This is a genomic window from Kocuria turfanensis, assembly GCF_001580365.1.
GTDB lineage: Bacteria > Actinomycetota > Actinomycetes > Actinomycetales > Micrococcaceae > Kocuria > Kocuria turfanensis.
This window is the reverse complement of the sequence record NZ_CP014480.1, coordinates 1,309,324-1,328,769: the sequence shown is the minus strand read 5'-3', so window position 1 is coordinate 1,328,769 and position 19,446 is coordinate 1,309,324. Positions and strand designations below refer to the sequence as shown.

The window sequence follows — 19,446 nt, the reverse complement described above, 5'->3', positions numbered from 1 at the left end:
GGACCGTGACTGAATCCTCCTCCTCGAGCGCCGGCGGCCCCTCCACGGGTCTCGGCACCGATCAGGTGAAGCTGCCGGCCGGCTTCGACCTCATCGCGACCGACGACCGGCTGGGTCCGGTCGTGCTGCAGGCGCTCGCCCGGATCGAGGAGCGCCTGGACGAGGCGGTGCGCAGCGCCGACCACCTCGCCGACGTCACCTCCCGCCACCTGCTCCAGGCCGGCGGCAAGCGGGTGCGACCGCTGCTGACCGTGCTGGCCGGGGAGATCGGCGGCGGCGTCAACGACGCCGTGCTCGAGGCCGCCGCGGTGGTCGAGCTCACGCACCTGGCCACCCTCTACCACGACGACGTCATGGACTCCGCGCCCCTGCGCCGCGGCGTGGCCACCGCCCAGACGGTGTGGGGGAACTCGGTGGCGATCCTCACCGGCGACCTCATCTTCGCCCGCGCCTCCTCCATGGTCTCCGACCTCGGCCAGCGTGCCCTGAAGATCCAGGCGGACACCTTCGAACGCCTCGTGCTGGGCCAGCTGCACGAGACGGTCGGCCCGCGCGACGGGCAGGACCCGCTGGAGCACTACCTCGACGTGCTCGCGGGCAAGACCGGCTCCCTCATCGCCGCCTGCGGGCACTTCGGCACCGTGCTGGCCGGCGCCCCGCAGGACGTCGTGGAGGTCATGGTCGAGTACGGGGAGAAGGTCGGCATCGCCTTCCAGCTCGCCGACGACGTCATCGACGTGACCGGCGAGGACGAGGTCTCCGGGAAGTCCCCCGGCACCGACCTGCGCGAGGGCGTGCCGACCCTGCCGGTGCTGCTCCTGCGCCGCATGGCGGGGGAGGGCGACCCCGAGGCCCGGCGCGCCGTCGAGCTCCTCGACGGCGACCTCGCCTCCGACGAGGCGCTGGCCGAGGCCGTGGCCGCGGTCTCCGGGCACCGGGCCACGGACGAGGCCTGGCGGATCGCCCGCCGGTGGGCCGACGAGGCCATCGCCTCCCTCGAGCCGCTGCCGGACTCGGTGGCCAAGCGCGCGCTCGTGGCGTTCGCGCACGCCGTCGTCCACCGCGAGGCCTGAGCGAGACCGGCAGCCCGGCACGGCCGGACCTCGGTGCGTCGCGGCGGCGGGACGGACTAGCCTGTAGCCGTCCCCAGACCACTTCCCGCACCCGAGGACCACCATGACCCAGTCCCCACCCGGCCGTGCCGCGGCGCCCCGCGAGGCGTTCTCCAGCCGCACGGTCTTCATCCTGGCCGCGATCGGCTCCGCCGTCGGCCTGGGCAACATCTGGCGCTTCCCGTACATCGCCTACGAGAACGGCGGCGGCGCCTTCCTGATCCCGTACCTCGTCGCGCTGCTCACCGCCGGGCTGCCGCTGCTCATGCTCGAGTACGGTGTGGGCCACCGCTTCCGCGCCTCCGCGCCCCTGGCCTTCCGCCGCCTCCACCCCAAGACGGAGTGGATCGGCTGGTGGCAGATGGGCATCAGCTTCGTCATCGCCGTCTACTACGCCGTGATCCTCGGCTACGCGATGCTCTACACGATCTTCTCGTTCAGCAAGGCCTGGGGCGACGACCCGGCGACCTACTTCCTCTCCGACGTCCTGCAGAGCTCGGAGCAGATCACGGTGGGCTTCGACTTCGTCCCGACCGTGCTGTTCGCCACGGCCATCGCCTGGGTCGCGCTGCTGGTGGTCCTGCTGCTGGGCGTGCAGAAGGGCATCGGCCGGGTGAACCTCGTGCTCATCCCGCTGCTGGTGCTGATGTTCCTGTCGATCGTGATCATCGCCCTGACCCTGCCCGGAGCCACCGACGGGCTCAACGCCTTCTTCACCCCGAACTGGGCGGCTCTGGCCGACAGCTCCGTGTGGGTCGCCGCCTACGGCCAGATCTTCTTCTCGCTGTCCGTGGGCTTCGGCATCATGATCACCTACTCGTCCTACCTCAAGCCCAAGACGGATCTCACGAGCTCGGGCCTGGTCGTCGGTTTCGGCAACTCGAGCTTCGAGCTGCTGGCCGGCATCGGCGTCTTCGCGGCGCTGGGCTTCATGGCCGGTGCCGCGGGCACCAGCGTCGACGAGGTCGCGACCTCCGGCATCGGTCTGGCGTTCATCGCGTTCCCCACGATCATCTCCCAGGCGCCGTTCGGCACCCTGATCGGTGTGCTGTTCTTCGCGACCCTGACCTTCGCCGGCTTCACGTCCCTGGTGTCGATCGTCGAGGTGGTCGTGGCCGCCGCCCAGGACAAGCTCGGGCTGCGCCGGCGCAGCGCGGTCCTGCTGGTGGTCCTGCCCATGGCCCTGATCTCGCTGGCGCTGTTCACGACCACCACGGGCCTGAACCTGCTGGACGTGACCGACAACTTCGTCAACCAGTTCGGCATCGTCGCCGCGGCCCTGGTGTCCGTCATGCTGCTCACCGCAGGCTTCTCGGCGCTGCCCACGCTGCGGGACCACCTGAACTCCGTCTCCTCGTTCAAGCTCGGCCGGGTGTGGATGGTCGTGGTCGGAGGCGTCACCCCGATCGTGCTGGGCTACATCCTCATCAACACGCTCACCACGACCCTCGCGGAGGGCTACGGTGACATGCCGGCGTGGTTCGTCAACACGTTCGGCTGGGGCACCGCCGTCGGCCTGGTGATCATCGCCCTGCTGCTCTCGCGGCTGCCGTGGCCGGCCTCGTCCGCGGCCTCGGACCTGAGCCCGTCCCCGGCGATCCTGGACGCCTTCGTGGACCGCAACCGGATCCGCGGCGACCAGCCGCTGTCCCGCTGGTCGGACACCGCGCTGCGCACCCCGGCCCTGGACCAGGACTTCTCCTACCGCACGGTGGAGCAGGGCACGGCCGCGCCGTCGGGCAAGCACGCCGCAGGGACCGCCACCCCGGCGGCGCCCTGGACGAGCACCGGGTCCGACACCGGGTCCAGCGTCCCGTCCGCCACCCCGTCCACGTCCGAGGAGGACCCCCGATGACCACGTCCGCCGTCATCATGATGATCGTCGCCGCGCTGCTGCTGTGGGGCGGCTTCGTCGCCGCGGTGCTGCACCTGCGACGCACCCCGGAGGTCCCGGACGACGACCAGGGCTTCGGCTCCGACGACTACCCCCGCACCACCTGACCGCCGTCCCGGGCCCGCCCGGGACGGCAGGAGGGCCCCCGGCGCCGCACGGCGCCGGGGGCCCTCCTCGTCCTCGGACCGGCCCGGTCCCGGGCCGGGCCGGGCCCCGCGGACGCTGCGTGCACTTCGCGTCGGCTCGTTCCGGGACCGGCCTCGACCGCCCCGCGGAGGTCGCCGAGCAGGTGCCCCGGGACGGGGTCAGGCCCGCCGGGCCCGCGGCGTGCGCACGGCGTCGAGCACGAGCAGCAGGACGGCCAGCCACACGAAGCAGAAGCTGACCCAGCGCACCAGCGGCATCTGCTCGCCGAGCACGAGCACGGCCAGCAGGAACTGCATGATGGGCGTCAGGTACTGGATCATCCCCACGGTGGACAGCGGGAGCCGGCTGGCCGCGGCGCCGAAGAGGATCAGGGGCACGGCCGTGATCACACCGGCGGCCAGCAGCAGCGCGGCGTGGCCGGGGCCCTCCGCGCCGAGGGTCAGCGAGCCGTCCGCCGACAGCGCCGCCACGACCACCGCGGCCACGGGGGTCAGGGCCAGGGTCTCCACCGTGAGGGTCACCACGGCGGGGAAGGAGGCCCCCACCCGGTTCTTGACCAGCCCGTAGAGGCCGAAGGAGAAGGCCAGGCCGAGGGACAGCCAGGGCACGCTGCCGTAGAAGACGGCCATCACCACGACGGCGACGAACCCCACCCCGACGGCCGCCCACTGCAGCCGCCGCATCCGCTCCCGCAGCACGACCACGCCGAGCAGGATGGCCACGATCGGGTTGATGAAGTACCCCAGGGAGGCCTCGATGGTGTGCCCCGTGGTCGTCGCGACCACGTACAGGAACCAGTTGATCCCGATGAGCAGGCCCGCGAGCGCGAGGGCCGCCAGGGTGCGGGGGGTGCGCAGCGCCCGGCCCAGCGTGCCCAGCTGCCGCGTGAGCGCGAGCAGCCCCAGGCAGAACAGCAGGGAGAAGAGCACGCGCAGCGCCACGATCTCCAGGGGCGTGGCCGGCTCCAGGACGACGAAGTAGAGGGGCAGCAGCCCCCAGATGCCGTAGGCGCCGAAGCCGGCCAGCAGACCGGCCCGGGTCCTCGACTGCTCGTCGGGATCCGGGCCGGGCGCGGTGTTGTATGCGGTCACGCTCGAGGGTATCGCCCGGGCTCAGAGGCCGAAGAATCGGCTGAAGAAGCCCTTCTTCCGCTCGCCCTGCTCCTCCTCGGCCGGCTCCTCGCCCTCCACGACGGGCTCGGCCTCGGCGCTGCCCGGGACGCCGGGGCCGGCCACGACCTCCCGCTCCACCTCGCGCTCGGGCGCGGGCTCCGGGGCGCGCTCCGGGGTCCGCTCGACGACCGGCTCGGGGGCCTCCTCCGCGGCGGGGCGGACGGGCTCGGGCCCGGGCACCACCGTGGTGCTCACCCGGCCGGGACGCACGTCCCGGTCCGAGGGCTCCTGGTCGAAGGGAAGATCGCCGTCCGCGGCGGCGGCGACCGGCTCCGCGGTCTCCCGGGGCTGCTCGGGCGCGCGCACCGGCGCCGCGTGCTCCGGTGCCACGTGCTCCGTCTCCACGAAGTCGGGGACCTCCAGCGGCTCGGGCTGCTCCTGCCGGGCGTCGGCGGGCACCGGGGCCGCCTCGGGCGCGGCGGGCTGCGGCCGGCTCGCCTCGCGGGCGGCCGCGCTCTCGGCGGCGGCCCGGTCCTCGCGCAGCGCCACGGCCCGGGCACGGGCGTCCGCGGCGAGGTCCGCGAGCACGTCGGGGCCGACGGTGGGCTCGGCGGGCTCGACGCCGGAGATCTGGTGGTCGTCGAACCAGAAGCGCTGGGCGCCGTCCCGGACGGTGACCACGCACGTGGCCTCGGTGTCCCACTCGATGTGCGCGCCGCGCAGCTTGGCGTAGGAGTCCACCGCGAGGTTGTGGTCCACCGCGGTGTCGGTGGTCAGCGCCTCGGCGATGACCCGCATCATCCGCTCCACGGTGAGCTCGGGCAGCTCGAACTCGGGGCCCTCCAGCAGCAGCCACGCGGTGACCCCGCCGCCGGCGCCGGCGGGGTAGTGCGCGTAGACCCCGGTCACGGCCTTGGCCGCGAGCGTCAGCCGGCGGGCGAGTCCGTCCGCCACGGGCAGCTCGTCGGTGGACAGCTCCTCCACGCCCAGGCGCCGGCCGGCCTCCCGCGCCTGCACCGCGGCGGAGACCACGGTGTCCGGGAAGTGGCCCAGCTCCTGCCAGGACCAGATCCAGGACCCGCGCGAGGCAGACTCGGTGCCCAGCAGGTACGGGGTGAGGCGCACGGGCGGGTCGGTCTGCAGGGTGAACGCCGGGGCGGAGAAGTCGACGTCCCACTCGGCGCCCTGGGTCAGCTCGGCCAGCCTGGCCTGGTACTCGGTGGAGATGAAGATCGACTCGTCGATCAGATCCTGCAGCGTTTTCGTCATGCGACCAGGCTAGCAACCATCCCGGTCGCGGGAGCGTCACGGCGGGGCCTCCGCCGTGCGTCGGGGACGCCGCCCGCGCCGCCGCGCAGGGGCGGCGCGGAGGGCCTTCGGTAGGGTGGAGAACGAGGCCTCCGGGCTCCGCGGCGCCGCGTCCTGCCCGTGGCCGTCCGGCGAGACCACCACGATCCGAGCAGGCCCCGCGCGGGCCGGGAACGAGCCACCGCATGAGCCAGACCCCAGCCACCCCGACACCCGGACCGGGCCGGCAGGAGCTGCTGAACACCATCGGCACCTGGATCCTCTCCGTGCTGCGCACCGAGCCGGGATGGGACCGGATGATCGTGGACCTCAAGTTCCAGGGCGGCCGCGTCCACCTGCGCGTGCGCGAACAGCGCGGGCAGGAGACGGTGCCCGGCACCGTGGGCCCCATCAAGGCGGACAGCGCCGTCATCCCCGCGGTCGAGCAGCTGCGGGAACGCTCCTACGTCCGGGGCCGCGGGACCTGGTTCACCGCGACCGTGGTGATCCTCGCGGAGGGCTGGCCCGAGCCCACCCACCGGATCGGCGGGACCTACGACCTCGACGGCGAGCCGCGTCCGTGGGGCGACGAGGGGCCCTGGACGGCGCAGGACGTGCTGGAGCACCTCCGGAGGTTCCCGCGCACCCGGGCCAGGATCCCGGGGTGGGCGGCGGAGCTCGCCGCGCGGGAGGGCGTCGAGCTGCCGGCCCTGGACCCCGGCGCCGAGCAGGAGCCGGAGCGCGAGGGCGTGGTCCACCCGCTGGTGCGGGCGGCGATCGACCGGTTCGTGGAAGCCCCCGACAACAAGGCGATGATCGAGGTCATCCGCCAGTGCATGGCCGGGTCCCTGCTGCTCGACGTCACCTCGAGCACGCTGGTGGAGGGCCCCGACGGGCAGGCCGTGGGGCCAGGCTCGACGCTGCGCGTCCAGACCCTCACCGAGCCCGACGGGACCCGGTCGCTGGCCGCCTACACGTCGGCCGCCGAGGCGCAGGCCATGTTCGACCGGCACCACCCGGACGGGGGCAAGCCCGTGCTGCTGCGCGAGTCGGCCGTGAAGATCCTGCAGATGCTGGTGGACGACCCCCAGCACGACCACCTGGTCATCGACCCCGCCCACCGGGGCTGCCGGATCAGCCGGCCCCAGATCCAGTGGGCCGTGCGGGCGCCGCACAACGACGTGGTCAAGGCGGCGATGCTCGAGAACAACATGTCCCAGCTGCTCGCCGGGCTCCTGGCCCCGGACGGGGTGCTGCTGCTCGGCGCCCGCGTGCAGGGCGAGCGGGCCGTCCCGGTCTACGCCAAGCCGCAGGAGGAGGGCGCGGCCCCCGACACCCTGCTGCTGTTCACCTCCGCGGCGGAGGTCGCCGCCCTGGACCCGGGCCTGGAGGCGCGGTCCGCGCCGTCGCGCCAGGCGCTGCGCTTCGCCCTGGACTCGGGGGCGGCGAAGGTGTGCATCAACGCGCACCCGCCCGTGGCGACGCTGACCGCCGAGCAGCTCCGGGAGCTGCTCGCCCTCGTGGAGACGGAGGACGCGCAGAAGCAGGACGCGCAGAAGGATCAGCCGGGCCCGTCCGCGGGGCGGCGTGCCGCCCGGGAACCGCACGAGGACTGAGCCCGGCGGCGGTGTCCAGCCGACGCTGTTCAGCCGGGGTCGTTCACCCGGGGCCGCTCACCCGGGGGCGTTCAGTCGGCGTCGGGCGGCGGGGCCGGTGCGGCGGCCAGGCAGTCGGCGCAGATGCCCTGGTAGACCACGTCGGCGGCCAGCAGGCGCATGCCGTGGTGCTCCGAGGGCGTGAGGCACGGGGCGTGGCCGACGGCGCAGTCGACGTCGACGACCGCCCCGCAGCGCACGCAGTAGGCGTGGTGGTGGTTGTCCCCGGTGCGGGTCTCGTAGAGGGCCGGTGAGGCCGGCGGCTCGAACTTGCGCAGCATGCCGACCGCGGTGAGGTCCGAGAGCACCACGTACACGGACTGCACGGTGATCGCCGGCAGCACCGCGCGGACCTCGGCGACGACGTCCTCGGCGGTGGAGTGCGGGCGGCGTTCCACCGCGTCGAGGACGGCCAGCCGCTGCTTGGTGACGCGGCGGCCGTGGGAGCGCAGCCGGTCCGACCACGCGGCGGTGCGGCCGGCGTCCGGGGCGGGGCGTTCCGTTGTCTGCATGCCCCCACCGTAGCGTTATCACGATGGACTCACAATAGTGCGGCAGGCGTCCGGGCCCGCCGGAGCGCACCCCCGGGCCCGTGTTACGAACGAAAAGGCGGCGTGACGTGGGCGCCGTGCCACCGTCGGGCGGCCCCACCTACCATGGGGAACGGGGGATCGGGGGATCCGCAGCGGGAGGCGCACGCCTCGGCCGCGCGCCGTCACCGTCCGGGCAGGGACCCGGGCATCGCGAGAGCACTTCCGGGTCGCCCGCACCACCCTGCAGCCGCCCCCTCCCGAGAGCGACGGAGACCCATGACGCGCACCACCGACGAGGAACTGCTCGCCGCCGTCCGAGCGGGACAGCCCCACGCGTTCCAGGACCTCAGGGACCGGCACTGGCCCACGGCCGTGGCCGTGGCCCGCCTCCACACCCCCAGCCGCCCCGACGCGGAGCAGCTGGCCGGCACCGCGGTGGACCAGGTCGTCGCGGACCTGTCCGCCGGCGACGGACCGGAGGCCTTCCTCCGCGCCCGGCTGGTCGGCGTCGTCGGCCGGGCCGGGGCGGAGCCGCCGCGCTCCGCCGAGGCCGTGTCCCGCGTCTACCTCGGGCTGCCCCCGGCCTGGCAGGCCGTGCTGTGGCACACCGAGGCGGAGGCGCTGCCGCTGGACCGCACCGCCGCGGTCCTCGGCCTGAGCCCCGCCGCCACGACCGCGCTGCACCTCGAGGCGCGCGCCGGGCTGCGGGCCGCCTACCGGCGGCTCCGGCTCGACCACCCCCGCACGTCCGCCTGCGAGGAGTGCGCCGGGGAGCTCGGAGCCTTCGTGGACGGGGCCCTGCCCGGGCCGCGGCGGCGCGAGGTCGAGGCGCACCTGGACGGGTGCCCCCGCTGCACCGCCGACCTCCTGTACCTGCAGGACACCGAGGCCGGTCTGCGCGGCTGGGTGCTGCCGGTCCTCGCCGGTGTGCCCCTGTGGGGGGCCGCCGTGGACGAGCTCGGCGAGATCGTGCGCACGGCCGGCCGGGAGGGTGCGGAGCGCCCGGCCCCCGCCCCGGGGGCGGACCATGCCGGAGGGTCCCTGGCCGCAGTCGGCACCACACGGCGGGGACGGAAGGTCCTGCTGGGCGCCGGCACGCTCGCGGCGGCCGCCGCGCTCGCCGGGCTGGCGGTGACGGGCACGAGCGGGCCGGGGGACAGGACGACCCGGGCCGCCGACAGCGGGGGCGCGGGCGTGGGCGCCCCGAGCGGCTCCTCGTCGACGTCCGCCGCCGAGGACGGGGACGGCCGGGCGCTCGCGAGCGGCCCCGGCACCTCGGGAGCCGGCGTGCCGTCCCTGCCCGTCGTCGATCCCTCCCCGGGCCCGTTGACGGAGGCCGCCGCGACCGCCCGGAGCGCGGCCCGCGGATCGATCGCCACGGCGGGCGGGGGAGCCGCGGACACCGGGGCGGCGGCACCGGGCGACGACGGTGCCCGGACCGCGACTTCCCGGACCGCGACCTCCCGGAGCACGGGCGGCGGAAGCGGCGCCGCGGCGGAGCGCACCGGGACGGATGCGCCGGCGGGGCAGCGTGCCCCCGACGGCCGCAGCACTCCGGACGGGCGGAGCACCCCGGACGGGCGGAGCGACCCGGGCGGGCGGAGCGACCCGGGCGGCGCCGCGACGGGCGGAGGCAGCGGCGGGACACCTGCGCCCCAGGACGGTCCCGCACCGGCTCCCCGGGACCCGGCCGGACCGCCGGCCCCGGACCGCTCCGGGGACCGCCCGGCGGAGCAGCCGAGCGCCCCGCCCGCCGAGCAGCCGGACCCCGCTCCGGCCGAACCGCCCAGCGCTCCGCCGACCACGCCTCCGGACACCCCGCCCGCCGAGCAGCCGGGCCCCGCTCCGGCCGAGCCGCCCAGCGCTCCGCCGGCGTCGCCGAGCACCCCGCCCGCCGACACCCCCAGCATGCCCCCGGCGGCCGAGCCGGGGCCCCAGGTCCCGGACGCCCCGGCCACCGCCCCGGCTACCGTCCCGTCCACGGACCCTGCGCCCGGCGGGGGTGCTCCCTCCGGCGATCCCGCGCCGAGCGCCTGAGCCGGGGCGCCGCCGCGCCGTCGGCCCGGCGGACCACGCAGGGTGCCCGGCACAGGAGCGGGCGGAGGAGAAAGGCTCGGAGCCGGCTGGGAACTCGCCGTGCGCACGGCAGGGCGGGAAGAGGGCGGCCCCCGAGGCTGTTGTCCTGAGCAGCAGACCACGCCCCCGGCAGAAGGAGCCGCGCCCACGATGCACCAGCACCACAACGGACTGAAGACCGTCCTGCTGCTCGGCGGCCTGTGGGGGGTGCTGCTCGCCATCGGGTGGGTGGTGGCCAGCGGCACGGGCAGCAGCGTCTTCATCTGGGTCTTCGCCCTCATCGGCCTGGCCTCGACCGCCTACAGCTACTGGAACAGCGACAAGCTCGCGCTCCGGTCCATGCGCGCCATCCCCGTCACGGAGCAGCAGGCCCCGGGGTACCACCGGATCGTGCGGGAGCTGTCCCGGCGGGCGAACCAGCCGATGCCGCGGCTCTACATCGCCCCGACGATGAGCCCCAACGCCTTCGCGACGGGCCGCAACCCGGAGAACGCGGCCGTGTGCGTCACCGAGGGCATCCTGCAGCTGCTCGACGAACGGGAGCTGCGCGGCGTGCTGGGCCACGAGCTCATGCACGTCTACAACCGCGACATCCTCACCTCCTCGATCGCCGCGGCCGTCGCCGGCATCATCACCTCCGCGGCCCAGTTCCTGCAGTTCACGGCCATCTTCGGCGGCGGCCGGGACGGCGACCGCGGCAATCCGCTCGTCGGGCTGCTGCTGGCCTTCCTCGCCCCCCTGGCCGCCACGATCATCCAGCTCGCCGTCTCCCGGACCCGCGAGTACGACGCGGACCAGGACGGCGCCCAGCTCACGGGCGACCCGCTGGCCCTGGCCTCGGCCCTGCGCAAGATCGAGGCGGGCACCGGCGCGCGGCCGCTGAACCCGGCGGACCAGAAGCTCGTCAACACCTCGCACCTGATGATCGCCAACCCGTTCCGGGGCGGCGGGGCGTCCAGCCTGTTCCGCACCCATCCGCCGACCGCCGACCGCGTGGCCCGGCTCGAGGGCATGGCCGGCCTGGGGCGCCGCTGAGCCCGCGCCTTTCACGTGCCGTTCATCCGGGGCCGGTACGGTCGTGCCGTCCACCCCCGGGGACGGGTGCCCGAGACCCCCATCGGGCACGAGAACGCCCCGTCTGCCGCACGGCAGGCGGGGCGCTTTCGTCACCGCTCGAGCGTCCCCTCGGCATGCTCGAGCAGCTCGGCCATCATGCTGAGCACCGCATGGCGCTCCAGGGCGGTGATCGCCGCGGGATCCGTCCGGTACCTCGTCGACAGTGCGGCGTGGAAGCTGCGGATCTCCTCGACCCGGTGCGCGGTCATCATGCACCGACCGTAGCTCCGGGCCGGACCCGCCGACCGGACGTGCCGCAGTGACCGTCCGGCCGCGGAGTCCCTCCGCGGCCGGCGCGCACCGGACGGGGCCGGCGCCCGGACTCAGCGGTAGTTGATGAACTGCAGGTCGACCTCGAGGTCCGAGCCCTTGAGCAGGGCGATCACGTCCTGCAGGTCGTCGCGGGACTTGGAGGACACCCGCAGCTCGTCGCCCTGGATGGTGGCCTTCACGCCCTTGGGGCCCTCGTCGCGGATGAGCTTGGTGATCTTCTTCGCCTGGTCCTGGGCGATGCCCTCCTTGACGGAGGCCTCGATCCGGTACTCCTTGCCGGAGGCGAAGGGCTCTCCGGCGTCGAGGGACTTCAGCGAGATGCCGCGCTTGACGAGCTTCGACTGGAAGACGTCGAGCACCGCGGTGACCCGCTCCTCCGAGTTGGCCTTCATGAGGATCTTCTCGCCGGAGAAGTCGATCTCCGCCCCCACGCCCTTGAAGTCGTAGCGCTGGGCGATCTCCTTCTGCGCCTGGTTCAGGGCGTTGGACACCTCCTGCTTGTCCACCTTGCTGACGACGTCGAACGAGGAATCGCTGGCCATAGTGCCTCCCGGACTGTGCGCTGTGGAGCGGGCGACGTGCGTCCCGCCGGACTGGGCGCCAGTCTAACGGGCGGTCCCCGTCACCGTTTCGTGACCCGCACCCAAGGATCCGTCCAGGTCGGCCTTCGAGGATGGCGGCATGAGCACACCCCAGGACCCCGACGACGTGGTGCCCGGTCCGGCGCGGAGCCTGCGCGGGACCGCCGTGGCGGCCACCGCGCTGGCGGCCGCCCTGCTGATGGGCATCGGGCTCGGCCCGGCCGCGGCCGACCCGTCCGCCGCTCCGGGGGACACGGTCGCCGCGGTCCCCGCCGCGATCGGCCCCGAGGCCGCGGAGCGGCTGGCCGGGATCGCCGAGGACCTGGCGGAGGCCGTCACCCACGGGGAGATCACCACCCAGCAGGCCGAACGCTTCCTCCAGCAGGTCCACCACCGGATCGTGTCCTGAGCCCGCCGGGCCGGGGCGGGCAATTTCGCATCCCGCCCGATCTTCTGTACTGTTGAACTGCTCCCGCACGCGGGGGCTGCACCCCGGCAGATTACCCGAGCGGCCAAAGGGGGCTGACTGTAAATCAGCTGGCATTGCCTACGGGGGTTCGAATCCCTCATCTGCCACACCGAGATGTCACAGGACATCGGAAACACCCCGGACCACAGGTCCGGGGTGTTTTTTCGTGTCGGGGTGCTGAGGGCCCGGTCGCTGCCGAGGGCGTCACCGCAGCGTGCGCCGGCCCCGATGTCCCACGGGCGTGCCGGTCCCTCGCCGCCGGGACGGGCGGGGGCGGTGCCGGCCCCGGCCCGGCCGTCCGGAGGGGCGGCCACCCAGGCGCCACCGATCCGGCGCTGCAGGCACGTCTTCCGTGCTGTTCCGCGGGCAGCGCCCCCGGAAGAGGGGACGGGGCCGCGGGGCCACCGTGCCGACGTGCCATTAACAATTGCTAAAAAGATGCAAATCCTTGTAGCTTGAACCGACAGCATCATCCGGCCGCGTTCCAGCATCCCCCGAGCTGGGCGCCGGGGCCCCCACACCGGATGAACCAGCAGCACGACGAACCCTGCCGCGATTCCGCCGGTGCGCGACCCCGGGACGCCAGGAGAACTGTGCCGCGCGCTGGGACCCCAGGGGCAGGCCCGGGGTTCTGAACGATTTGAGGAGACGTACCGATATGACTGCTGTGAAGAAATGGGTGGCCGCCGGTTCGTCGGCCGCGGTTCTGGCGGGTGGCCTGTTCCTGGGTGCTCCGGCGGCCCACGCCGACACCTGCGCCGCTCCCGAGATGAGCGCCACCGTGAGCAACCTGGTCACGGCCGCCGACCACCTCCACGACACGAGCGTGCACTTCAACTCCCTCGTGGCCGACGCGGGCACCCTCGCCCAGCTCGAGGCGGCGCAGGCCGACCTGGAGCACGCCATCGTGCACGCCGACACCATGGGCCCGGCGCGCGACGCCTGGAACACGATCCTCGGGCTGCAGCAGGGCTACGCCGACGCCACCGAGGACCCGGCGGTCGACGAGGCCTACGCGGCCTCCTCCAGCGCCGCCGCGCACTTCCAGACCGCCGCCACGGACGCCCGCGCCCAGGGCGAGGTCTACATGGAGGACGGCGCCGCGCTCCTCGCCCTGTTCCAGGGCAACTGCGGCGGCCTGCTCACCGGCACCGGCGACTGGACCGGCACCGAGGGCGACTCCGCCGCCGGCGTGAACGAGGGCATCAACATGCAGACGGCCGAGGAGAGTGGCCCCGGTGCCGGCGTGCTCGCCGCGCTGCTGGCCTCCGTCGCGGCCGTGGCCGGGGCCGTGGCCTTCCGGGTGCGCCGCGCCCGCGCCTGACCCCGCTAGGCTGGAACGCCCTGGTGCCGCGCTCGCGCGGCACCAGGGCGCAGTCGTCTGCCGACCCGAGCACGGAGGCCTCCCGCATGGACCCCACGCAGCAACAGCCGCCACGGCGCCGGTCCGGGGCGCGCTGGGCGGCCGCGGCCGGGGGCCTCGGCGCCGTGGCGGTCCTGTCCACGGTGCTGCTGACGGACCCGCTCGGGGCGACCCCGCCGGAGCCCGTCCCGCCGGCCCCCGCCGCGTCCGCCACCGCTGCGCCCACCCCGGCCCCGACCGCCGAGGCGGCGCCCACCGAAGCCGCGCCGGAGCCGGACGCTCCCCGCCCGGAGGCCGCTGCGCCCGTCCGGCTGCGGGTCGACGACGCCCAGCTCGACGTGGCGGTGCTGCCCCTGGCCCCCAGCGAGCAGGAGCTGGCCACTGAGATGCTGGTCCCCCCGGACACCCTGGACGGCTACTGGCTCACCCCGTACGGCATGCCGGGGGAGGGCTCGGAGAACACCACGTACATCACGGGGCACAGCTGGGAGGGCCGTGACGCCCCGTTCAACCGGCTGAGCGACCCCGGGCTCGTGGGCAGCGAGATCGAGCTGGAGACGGAGACCGGGATCCTCGAGTACCGGGTGGACTCCGTGGTGACCCACGACAAGAACACCCTCAAGGACAGCGACATCTGGCGGATCGTGCCGGACCGGCTGGTCGTCGTCAGCTGCTACACCGAGGACCTGTGGGGCAAGAACGTGGTGCTCACGGCCTCACCGGTGCCGTCGTAGCAGGCCTGAGAACTGCCGGGGCGCTCAGCACAGCGCGGCCCGCACCCGGGGCACCACCTCGGTGCCGAGCAGGGTGATCGCCTCGAGCGCCAGGTGGTGCGGGACGCCGCCCGCGTCCATCCGCAGCAGCAGCCGCCCGTGGCCCAGCGCCTGCTGCTGGGCCACGATCTTCGCGACGACCTCGTCCACGTCCCCCACCACGAGGGAGCCGGCGGGGGCGCACTGCCGGTCGTACTCCTCGCGGGTCCACCGGGGATCGCGCGCGAGGACGGGCCCGTGGCTGCGGGCCCCCGCCGCGAAGTAGGGATAGCTGAGCTCACGCGCCTGCTCGGGGGTGCGGGCGACGAACCCGGGGACGTTGAGGCTCACCGGGGTGTCCGGGTCCCGGCCGGACTCCTCGAGGGCCTGGCGGTAGACCGCCACGGCCGGGAGCGCGTCGGCGAGGGGCCCGTGCGTGCGCAGCAGCGCCAGGGGCAGGCCCAGCACCCCGGCGCGGACCACGGAGTGCAGGGTGCCGGAGGAGCCCACCCACACCGGGAGCCGTGCCTGCAGGGGGCGCGGCTGGAGGTCGAGCTCCGCCTCCCGGCCGGCGAGCCGGCCGTCGAAGGTCGAGGGATTCGTCTCCAGCAGCTCCAGCAGCTGGAGCAGCTTCTGCTCGAACAGCGCGTCGTGGTCCGCGCCCTCCAGCCCCAGGGCGCGCAGCACGCGGGCGGACGCGCCGCGGCCCACGACCATCTCGGCGCGCCCGCCCGAGATGTTGTCCAGCATCGCGATCTGCTCGTAGAGCTGCACGGGGTTCCCGGCGGTGAGCACGGACACCGCGGTGGTGAGGCGCAGGAGGCTGGTGCGGCCGGCGATCGCGGACAGCAGCACCACCGGTGAGGCTGCCACCACGTCCGTGCCGTGGTTCTCCCCGACGCCCATGACCATCAGGCCGGCGCGCTCGGCGGCCTCGGCCTGCTCGATCATGTCCCCGAGCCGCTGCCGGGTGTCGGGCCGGGCGCCGGTGACGGGGTCCTGGGCGACCTCGCCGAGGGAGAAGATGCCGATCTCGAATGCCATGCTGCGCCTCCGCCCGTCCCGGTCGTGCCCCTCAGTGTAGGAGCAGCGCCGGCCCGTCTTGAGCCACGAGTGAAATCCGGTGCCGCCCGGGTGGCCCGGCCCCTACGCTGGGTCCCATGGCTACCGTTGACATCACCCAGGACACCCTGGGCCAGACCATCGCCGAGAACGACATCGTCCTGCTCGACTGGTGGGCCGAGTGGTGCGGACCGTGCAAGCAGTTCGCGCCCACCTACGAGGCCGCCTCCGAGAAGCACGAGGACATCGTCTTCGGGAAGGTCGACACCGAGGATCAGCAGATGCTCGCCGCCTCGGCGCAGATCTCCTCGATCCCCACGCTCATGGCCTTCCGCGAGGGCATCCTCGTCTTCTCCCAGCCCGGGGCGCTGCCCTCCTCCGCTCTCGACCAGGTGATCGACGCCGTCAAGGGCCTCGACATGGACGAGGTCCGCGCGGAGGTCGCCAAGCACTCCCAGGACGCGACCGACGCCTGAGCGCCGCTCCGCTCCCGCTGACGACGACGCCGGCGACGCCGAACAGCGAGCCGAGCGCGAAGGTGGCCACCAGGGCCAGCGCCCCGCCGACCACCACGCGCACCACCGCGCGGCCGCGCTGCGGGGTGCCGCCGAGCTGGGCGCCCAGCCAGCCGGTCACGGCCAGGGCGGCGAGCACGGCCACGAAGGTGACCGGGATCCGCCAGGCCTCCGGCGGCAGCAGGATCGCCAGCATGGGCAGCAGCGCCCCGACGAGGAAGGACAGCGCCGAGGCGACCGCCGCGCCCCACGGGCTGACGACGTCCTCCTGGTCGATGTTGAGCTCCGCGTCCAGGTGCGCGGCCAGCGCGTCGTGCTCGGTGAGCTCGTGCGCCACCTGCCGGGCCGTGCCGGCGGACAGGCCCTTGGCCCGGTAGATCTCGGCGAGCTCGCGGAGCTCGGCCTCGGGCATGTCGATCAGCTCCTGCCTCTCCTTCTCGACGAGGGCCCGGTGGGAGTCCGCCTGGCTGGACACGGACACGTACTCGCCCTGGGCCATGGACAGGGCCCCGCCGACCAGGGCGGCGCCCCCGGCCAGGAGGATCGCGCTGGTGCTCGACGTGGCGCCGGCCACGCCCACCACGACCGCGGCCACCGAGACGATGCCGTCATTGGCACCCAGCACCCCGGCCCGCAGCTTGTTCATCCGCTCGGTGTAGCCCGCACCGTGCGGTTCCTCGATCACGTGTTCGGTCGTCATGGTTCCATTGAACGCCCGGCGGCGCCGCCCTGCCAGGAAGGACAGGATGTCCTCACCCGGCGTCACCGGTGCCGGTGGTCCTCCGGGTGCAGCCGCGGGGCGAACGAGGGCTTGCGGAAGCCCGAGGCCCGCAGCAGGCGCACGACCCGCTGCCGGTCGCCCCGCCACGGCTCGAGCAGCTCGAGCATCCGCCGGTCGTCGCCGGGACGGCGGTCGAAGAACCAGCACACGGTGTCCGCGAGGTGGAAGTCGAAGACGCTGACCGCGTCCGGGTCCCCGTGCGTGCACTGGAGGATCTCCGCGGCCGTCCACGGGCCCAGGCCCGGGATCGAGCGCAGGGCCCGGTGCAGGCCGGCGTCCAGCGGGCCGCGGCCCAGGCGCTCCAGGGCGGCGGCCCGCTCGGCCACGCGCCGGACGGTGGCGGCCCGCGCCCCGTCGACCCCGGCCCGGTGCCACTCCCACGAGGGCACCGCCCGCCACGCCTCGGCGGTCGGGGGGATCCGCATCCCCTCCGGGGCCGGCCCCGGGGCGGGCTCGCCGTGACGGCGGACGAGCCGGCGGTGCGCGGCCACGGCCTCGCGCACGGTGACGCGCTGCTCCAGCACCGACAGCACCGCCCGGTCCAGCAGCCGCCCGGTCGAGGGCAGCCGCAGACCCGGGTGGTGGTGCCGGGCCGCGGCCAGCCGGTGCGGCAGGGCGCGGAAGGCCTCCGAGGCCTCGAACCGGGTCCAGGAGTCCTCCGCCCCGGCCCACCGCGGGGCCTCAACGAGGAACTCCGCCGCTCCGGGGCCCCAGGCGCGCACCAGCACGGGCCGCTGCAGCGGCCGGCCCGCCCCGGTGCGGGAGAACCGGGCCGTCACGGGTCCCGCCGCCGTGCGGGTGGCCACCCACACGCAGTCCGGCGCCGTCACCCGCACCAGCGGATCGCCGGTCCCGCGGGAGAGCACCCCGAGGGTCTGCCCCAGGTGCAGGGCGCCCGCCGGGTCCCACACCAGCTCGGCGTCCGCGGGCCGGGCCGGGCGGGGGCCGGCGGACGGGGGAGCGGTGGCGGTCATGAGACCATGATGGCAGTCCTGTCCGACGGCGCCGCGCCGGTCCGGGCGGGCCGCCCAGCCACCGAGGAGGCCATGCCCGCCACCGCGCTCCGGCGCCCCGCAGCCCCGGCCCCGCCGCCCGGACCCCTCACCGGTAGGGCGCGGCTGGTGCCCCTGGGCGTGGGGGCGCTCGTGCTGGTCCTGTACGCGTGGTGGTCCCTGCTGCAGTGGCACCGCTGGGAGGTCCCGTCCTGGGACCTGGGGATCTTCACCCAGCTGGCCAAGTCCTACGCGGGCGGGCACGGGCCGGTCGTGCACCTCAAGGGGCACGGCGCCAACCTGCTGGGCGACCACTTCCACCCGATCCTCGTCCTGCTGGGCCCGCTCTACGCCCTGTTCCCCTCCGCGCTGACGCTGCTGGTGCTCCAGGACGTGCTCGTGGCGGTCTCCGCCGCGGCGCTGACCGGCTTCGCCGTCCGCGGTCTCGGCGCGGCGCCGGGTGCGGCCCTGGGGCTGGCCTACGGGCTGAGCTTCGGGCTGCAGGCCGCCGTGGCGGTGCAGTTCCACGAGGTCGCCTTCGCCCTCCCGCTGCTGGTGCTCGCCCTGGGGTGCCTGGTGGAGCGGCGCTGGACGCCGGCCGCGCTGTGGGCCGCGCCCGTCGCCCTCGTCAAGGAGGACCTCGGCGTCACCGTGGCGGTGCTCGGCCTCGTGTTCGCCTGGCGGGCCCAGCGGGAGGGCGGCGGGGGCCGCGGCCCGGTGCTGCTCGGTCTCGGCCTCGCCGTGTGGGGGCTCTCCTGGTCCGTCCTGGCGATCGCCGTGGTCCTGCCCGCGCTCAGCCCGGACGGCCGGTTCGCCTACGCCGACCGGCTGGACCTCGCGGCCGCGGCGGCCGATCCCCTCGCGGCGCTGGTCTCCCTCGTGGTGCCGGGGCAGAAGGCGCTGACCTGGCTGGCGCTGCTGGCCACCGGGGTGGTGCTCGCGCTGCGCTCGCCGCTGGCGCTCGTGGCCCTGCCCACGCTGGCCTGGCGGATGCTCTCCCCGAACCACGGCTACTGGGGCACGGGGTGGCACTACAGCGCGGTGCTCATGCCCGTCGTCCTGCTCGCCCTGCTCGACGCCGTGCTGCGCCTGCGGCACGGGCGGCTCCACCGGCTCGCCCGCGCCGCTCCGGCCCTGGCCCTCGCGGTGGCGCTGCTGCTGCTCCCGGGCCGGCCACTGGCCGACCTCGCCGACCCGGCCGCGTACCGGCCGGACCCCCGCGCGCCCGCCAAGGAGGCGGTCCTCGCCGCCGTCCCGGAGGGGGCGAGCGTGGCCACGGACCTGACGCTGATCCACCACCTCGTCCCCGGCGCCGAGGTGCACTGGCTGGGCACCGAGGGCGACCCCGCCCCGCAGTACGTGGTGGTCGACCGGCTCGGCGCCACGTGGGGCGGGAACCCGCCCGGGGACGTCGCCGCCTACGCCCGGGAGCGCTACGGGGCCGAGTACACGGTGGTGCGTGACGAGGACCACCTCGTGCTGGTGCGGCGCCGGGCCTGAACGGACCGCCGCGTGCGATAGAATGGTCGGACCGAATCCGGTCACTCCCTCACTTTCTCGTGCAACGCGATGCCATGACGCGCATCGTGTTCGGCCGCGGCCCGTCCGCGCCGTGTCCGACGCTCCCGCCCCGCGCGGGGCTCCAAGTGGTTGGCAGGGACGTCCGGACACCACGACCGTGGCCGACGCCCCTGGGAACGCTCCCGGGCCGCCACCCGCACAGAAC

General features: G+C 74.8%; 19 protein-coding genes and 1 tRNA gene. 12 read left to right on the top strand and 8 right to left on the bottom strand.

Features of this window, described 5'->3' with window-relative positions; genetic code table 11:
* Positions 1-5: 5 nt before the first annotated feature.
* The 3 genes from AYX06_RS06140 to AYX06_RS19180 all read left to right on the top strand — a co-directional run bounded on the left by AYX06_RS06140 (position 6) and on the right by AYX06_RS19180 (position 3,113).
* On the top strand, positions 6-1,073 hold the full coding sequence (locus tag AYX06_RS06140) for a polyprenyl synthetase family protein (RefSeq protein ID WP_062735015.1): 1,068 nt from the start codon (positions 6-8) through the stop codon (positions 1,071-1,073).
* A 103-nt stretch (positions 1,074-1,176) separates the two neighbouring features.
* Entirely contained in the window at positions 1,177-2,967 is a 1,791-nt protein-coding gene (locus tag AYX06_RS06135) for a sodium-dependent transporter (RefSeq protein WP_062735014.1), read from the top strand.
* Positions 2,964-3,113, top strand: coding sequence for a methionine/alanine import family NSS transporter small subunit (locus tag AYX06_RS19180; RefSeq protein WP_084271475.1), 150 nt, complete (start codon positions 2,964-2,966; stop codon positions 3,111-3,113). Before AYX06_RS06135 ends, AYX06_RS19180 begins: the two co-directional genes overlap by 4 nt.
* Positions 3,114-3,311: 198 nt before the next feature.
* Here AYX06_RS19180 and rarD read toward each other — a convergent pair whose 3' ends face one another.
* Entirely contained in the window at positions 3,312-4,244 is a 933-nt protein-coding gene (rarD, locus tag AYX06_RS06130; protein ID WP_232319402.1) for an EamA family transporter RarD, read from the bottom strand.
* Between the two features lie 21 nt (positions 4,245-4,265).
* Positions 4,266-5,534, bottom strand: coding sequence for a DUF6882 domain-containing protein (locus AYX06_RS06125; protein ID WP_062735013.1), 1,269 nt, complete (start codon positions 5,532-5,534; stop codon positions 4,266-4,268).
* 224 nt (positions 5,535-5,758) lie between these two features.
* On the opposite strand from AYX06_RS06125, the gene AYX06_RS06120 reads away from it, so the two are divergent.
* Positions 5,759-7,168, top strand: a complete 1,410-nt coding sequence (locus AYX06_RS06120; protein WP_084271474.1) for an SseB family protein — start codon at positions 5,759-5,761, stop codon at positions 7,166-7,168.
* Positions 7,169-7,239: 71 nt separating this feature from the next.
* Here AYX06_RS06120 and AYX06_RS06115 read toward each other — a convergent pair whose 3' ends face one another.
* A complete protein-coding gene (locus tag AYX06_RS06115) occupies positions 7,240-7,719 on the bottom strand; it encodes a Fur family transcriptional regulator (RefSeq protein ID WP_062735012.1) in 480 nt (159 codons plus the stop codon).
* Between the two features lie 297 nt (positions 7,720-8,016).
* Between AYX06_RS06115 and AYX06_RS06110 the strand changes: the two genes are divergently transcribed.
* Complete coding sequence (locus AYX06_RS06110) at positions 8,017-9,777, top strand: zf-HC2 domain-containing protein (RefSeq protein WP_062735011.1); 1,761 nt, start codon at positions 8,017-8,019, stop codon at positions 9,775-9,777.
* A 189-nt stretch (positions 9,778-9,966) separates the two neighbouring features.
* Positions 9,967-10,851, top strand: coding sequence for a zinc metalloprotease HtpX (htpX, locus tag AYX06_RS06105; protein WP_062735010.1), 885 nt, complete (start codon positions 9,967-9,969; stop codon positions 10,849-10,851).
* A 131-nt stretch (positions 10,852-10,982) separates the two neighbouring features.
* On the opposite strand, the gene AYX06_RS19675 is transcribed toward htpX, so the two are convergent.
* Positions 10,983-11,144, bottom strand: coding sequence for a hypothetical protein (locus tag AYX06_RS19675; RefSeq protein WP_157093453.1), 162 nt, complete (start codon positions 11,142-11,144; stop codon positions 10,983-10,985).
* Positions 11,145-11,255: 111 nt separating this feature from the next.
* Entirely contained in the window at positions 11,256-11,747 is a 492-nt protein-coding gene (locus AYX06_RS06100) for a YajQ family cyclic di-GMP-binding protein (RefSeq protein ID WP_062735009.1), read from the bottom strand.
* A 139-nt stretch (positions 11,748-11,886) separates the two neighbouring features.
* On the opposite strand from AYX06_RS06100, the gene AYX06_RS06095 reads away from it, so the two are divergent.
* The 4 genes from AYX06_RS06095 to AYX06_RS06080 all read left to right on the top strand — a co-directional run bounded on the left by AYX06_RS06095 (position 11,887) and on the right by AYX06_RS06080 (position 14,352).
* Entirely contained in the window at positions 11,887-12,195 is a 309-nt protein-coding gene (locus AYX06_RS06095; RefSeq protein WP_062735008.1) for a hypothetical protein, read from the top strand.
* Between the two features lie 85 nt (positions 12,196-12,280).
* Positions 12,281-12,362, top strand: a tRNA-Tyr gene (locus AYX06_RS06090).
* 551 nt (positions 12,363-12,913) lie between these two features.
* Positions 12,914-13,579 (top strand): hypothetical protein, encoded by a 666-nt coding sequence (locus AYX06_RS06085; RefSeq protein WP_147017461.1) that lies wholly within the window; start codon positions 12,914-12,916, stop codon positions 13,577-13,579.
* Positions 13,580-13,665: 86 nt separating this feature from the next.
* On the top strand, positions 13,666-14,352 hold the full coding sequence (locus AYX06_RS06080; protein ID WP_062735006.1) for a class F sortase: 687 nt from the start codon (positions 13,666-13,668) through the stop codon (positions 14,350-14,352).
* Positions 14,353-14,376: 24 nt separating this feature from the next.
* Here AYX06_RS06080 and AYX06_RS06075 read toward each other — a convergent pair whose 3' ends face one another.
* On the bottom strand, positions 14,377-15,414 hold the full coding sequence (locus AYX06_RS06075; RefSeq protein WP_062735005.1) for an LLM class flavin-dependent oxidoreductase: 1,038 nt from the start codon (positions 15,412-15,414) through the stop codon (positions 14,377-14,379).
* 116 nt (positions 15,415-15,530) lie between these two features.
* On the opposite strand from AYX06_RS06075, the gene AYX06_RS06070 reads away from it, so the two are divergent.
* Positions 15,531-15,908 carry a thioredoxin family protein gene (locus AYX06_RS06070; RefSeq protein ID WP_062735004.1) on the top strand — a complete coding sequence of 126 codons (378 nt, stop codon included), beginning with the start codon at positions 15,531-15,533 and terminating at the stop codon, positions 15,906-15,908.
* Here the strand turns inward: AYX06_RS06070 and AYX06_RS06065 are convergent.
* Positions 15,838-16,647, bottom strand: a complete 810-nt coding sequence (locus AYX06_RS06065; RefSeq protein ID WP_084271734.1) for a VIT1/CCC1 transporter family protein — start codon at positions 16,645-16,647, stop codon at positions 15,838-15,840. The genes AYX06_RS06070 and AYX06_RS06065 overlap by 71 nt on opposite strands.
* Positions 16,648-16,709: 62 nt before the next feature.
* Positions 16,710-17,702, bottom strand: a complete 993-nt coding sequence (locus AYX06_RS06060; RefSeq protein WP_062735003.1) for a DNA-3-methyladenine glycosylase family protein — start codon at positions 17,700-17,702, stop codon at positions 16,710-16,712.
* Between the two features lie 6 nt (positions 17,703-17,708).
* Here AYX06_RS06060 and AYX06_RS06055 point away from each other — a divergent pair, with 6 nt between their 5' ends.
* Positions 17,709-19,220, top strand: a complete 1,512-nt coding sequence (locus AYX06_RS06055; RefSeq protein WP_232319401.1) for a DUF2079 domain-containing protein — start codon at positions 17,709-17,711, stop codon at positions 19,218-19,220.
* Positions 19,221-19,446: the final 226 nt, after the last annotated feature.

What these genes read in the sequence shown, in the direction of transcription:
- AYX06_RS06135 (WP_062735014.1), top strand. Translation starts at nt 1,177, where the DNA reads ATGACCCAGTCCCCACCCGGCCGTGCCGCGGCGCCCCGCGAGGCGTTC.
- AYX06_RS19180 (WP_084271475.1), top strand. Translation starts at nt 2,964, where the DNA reads ATGACCACGTCCGCCGTCATCATGATGATCGTCGCCGCGCTGCTGCTG.
- AYX06_RS06125 (WP_062735013.1), bottom strand. Translation starts at nt 5,534, where the DNA reads ATGACGAAAACGCTGCAGGATCTGATCGACGAGTCGATCTTCATCTCC.
- AYX06_RS06120 (WP_084271474.1), top strand. Translation starts at nt 5,759, where the DNA reads ATGAGCCAGACCCCAGCCACCCCGACACCCGGACCGGGCCGGCAGGAG.
- AYX06_RS06115 (WP_062735012.1), bottom strand. Translation starts at nt 7,719, where the DNA reads ATGCAGACAACGGAACGCCCCGCCCCGGACGCCGGCCGCACCGCCGCG.
- AYX06_RS06110 (WP_062735011.1), top strand. Translation starts at nt 8,017, where the DNA reads ATGACGCGCACCACCGACGAGGAACTGCTCGCCGCCGTCCGAGCGGGA.
- htpX (WP_062735010.1), top strand. Translation starts at nt 9,967, where the DNA reads ATGCACCAGCACCACAACGGACTGAAGACCGTCCTGCTGCTCGGCGGC.
- AYX06_RS19675 (WP_157093453.1), bottom strand. Translation starts at nt 11,144, where the DNA reads ATGATGACCGCGCACCGGGTCGAGGAGATCCGCAGCTTCCACGCCGCA.
- AYX06_RS06100 (WP_062735009.1), bottom strand. Translation starts at nt 11,747, where the DNA reads ATGGCCAGCGATTCCTCGTTCGACGTCGTCAGCAAGGTGGACAAGCAG.
- AYX06_RS06095 (WP_062735008.1), top strand. Translation starts at nt 11,887, where the DNA reads ATGAGCACACCCCAGGACCCCGACGACGTGGTGCCCGGTCCGGCGCGG.
- AYX06_RS06085 (WP_147017461.1), top strand. Translation starts at nt 12,914, where the DNA reads ATGACTGCTGTGAAGAAATGGGTGGCCGCCGGTTCGTCGGCCGCGGTT.
- AYX06_RS06080 (WP_062735006.1), top strand. Translation starts at nt 13,666, where the DNA reads ATGGACCCCACGCAGCAACAGCCGCCACGGCGCCGGTCCGGGGCGCGC.
- AYX06_RS06075 (WP_062735005.1), bottom strand. Translation starts at nt 15,414, where the DNA reads ATGGCATTCGAGATCGGCATCTTCTCCCTCGGCGAGGTCGCCCAGGAC.
- AYX06_RS06070 (WP_062735004.1), top strand. Translation starts at nt 15,531, where the DNA reads ATGGCTACCGTTGACATCACCCAGGACACCCTGGGCCAGACCATCGCC.
- AYX06_RS06065 (WP_084271734.1), bottom strand. Translation starts at nt 16,647, where the DNA reads ATGACGACCGAACACGTGATCGAGGAACCGCACGGTGCGGGCTACACC.
- AYX06_RS06060 (WP_062735003.1), bottom strand. Translation starts at nt 17,702, where the DNA reads ATGACCGCCACCGCTCCCCCGTCCGCCGGCCCCCGCCCGGCCCGGCCC.
- AYX06_RS06055 (WP_232319401.1), top strand. Translation starts at nt 17,709, where the DNA reads ATGATGGCAGTCCTGTCCGACGGCGCCGCGCCGGTCCGGGCGGGCCGC.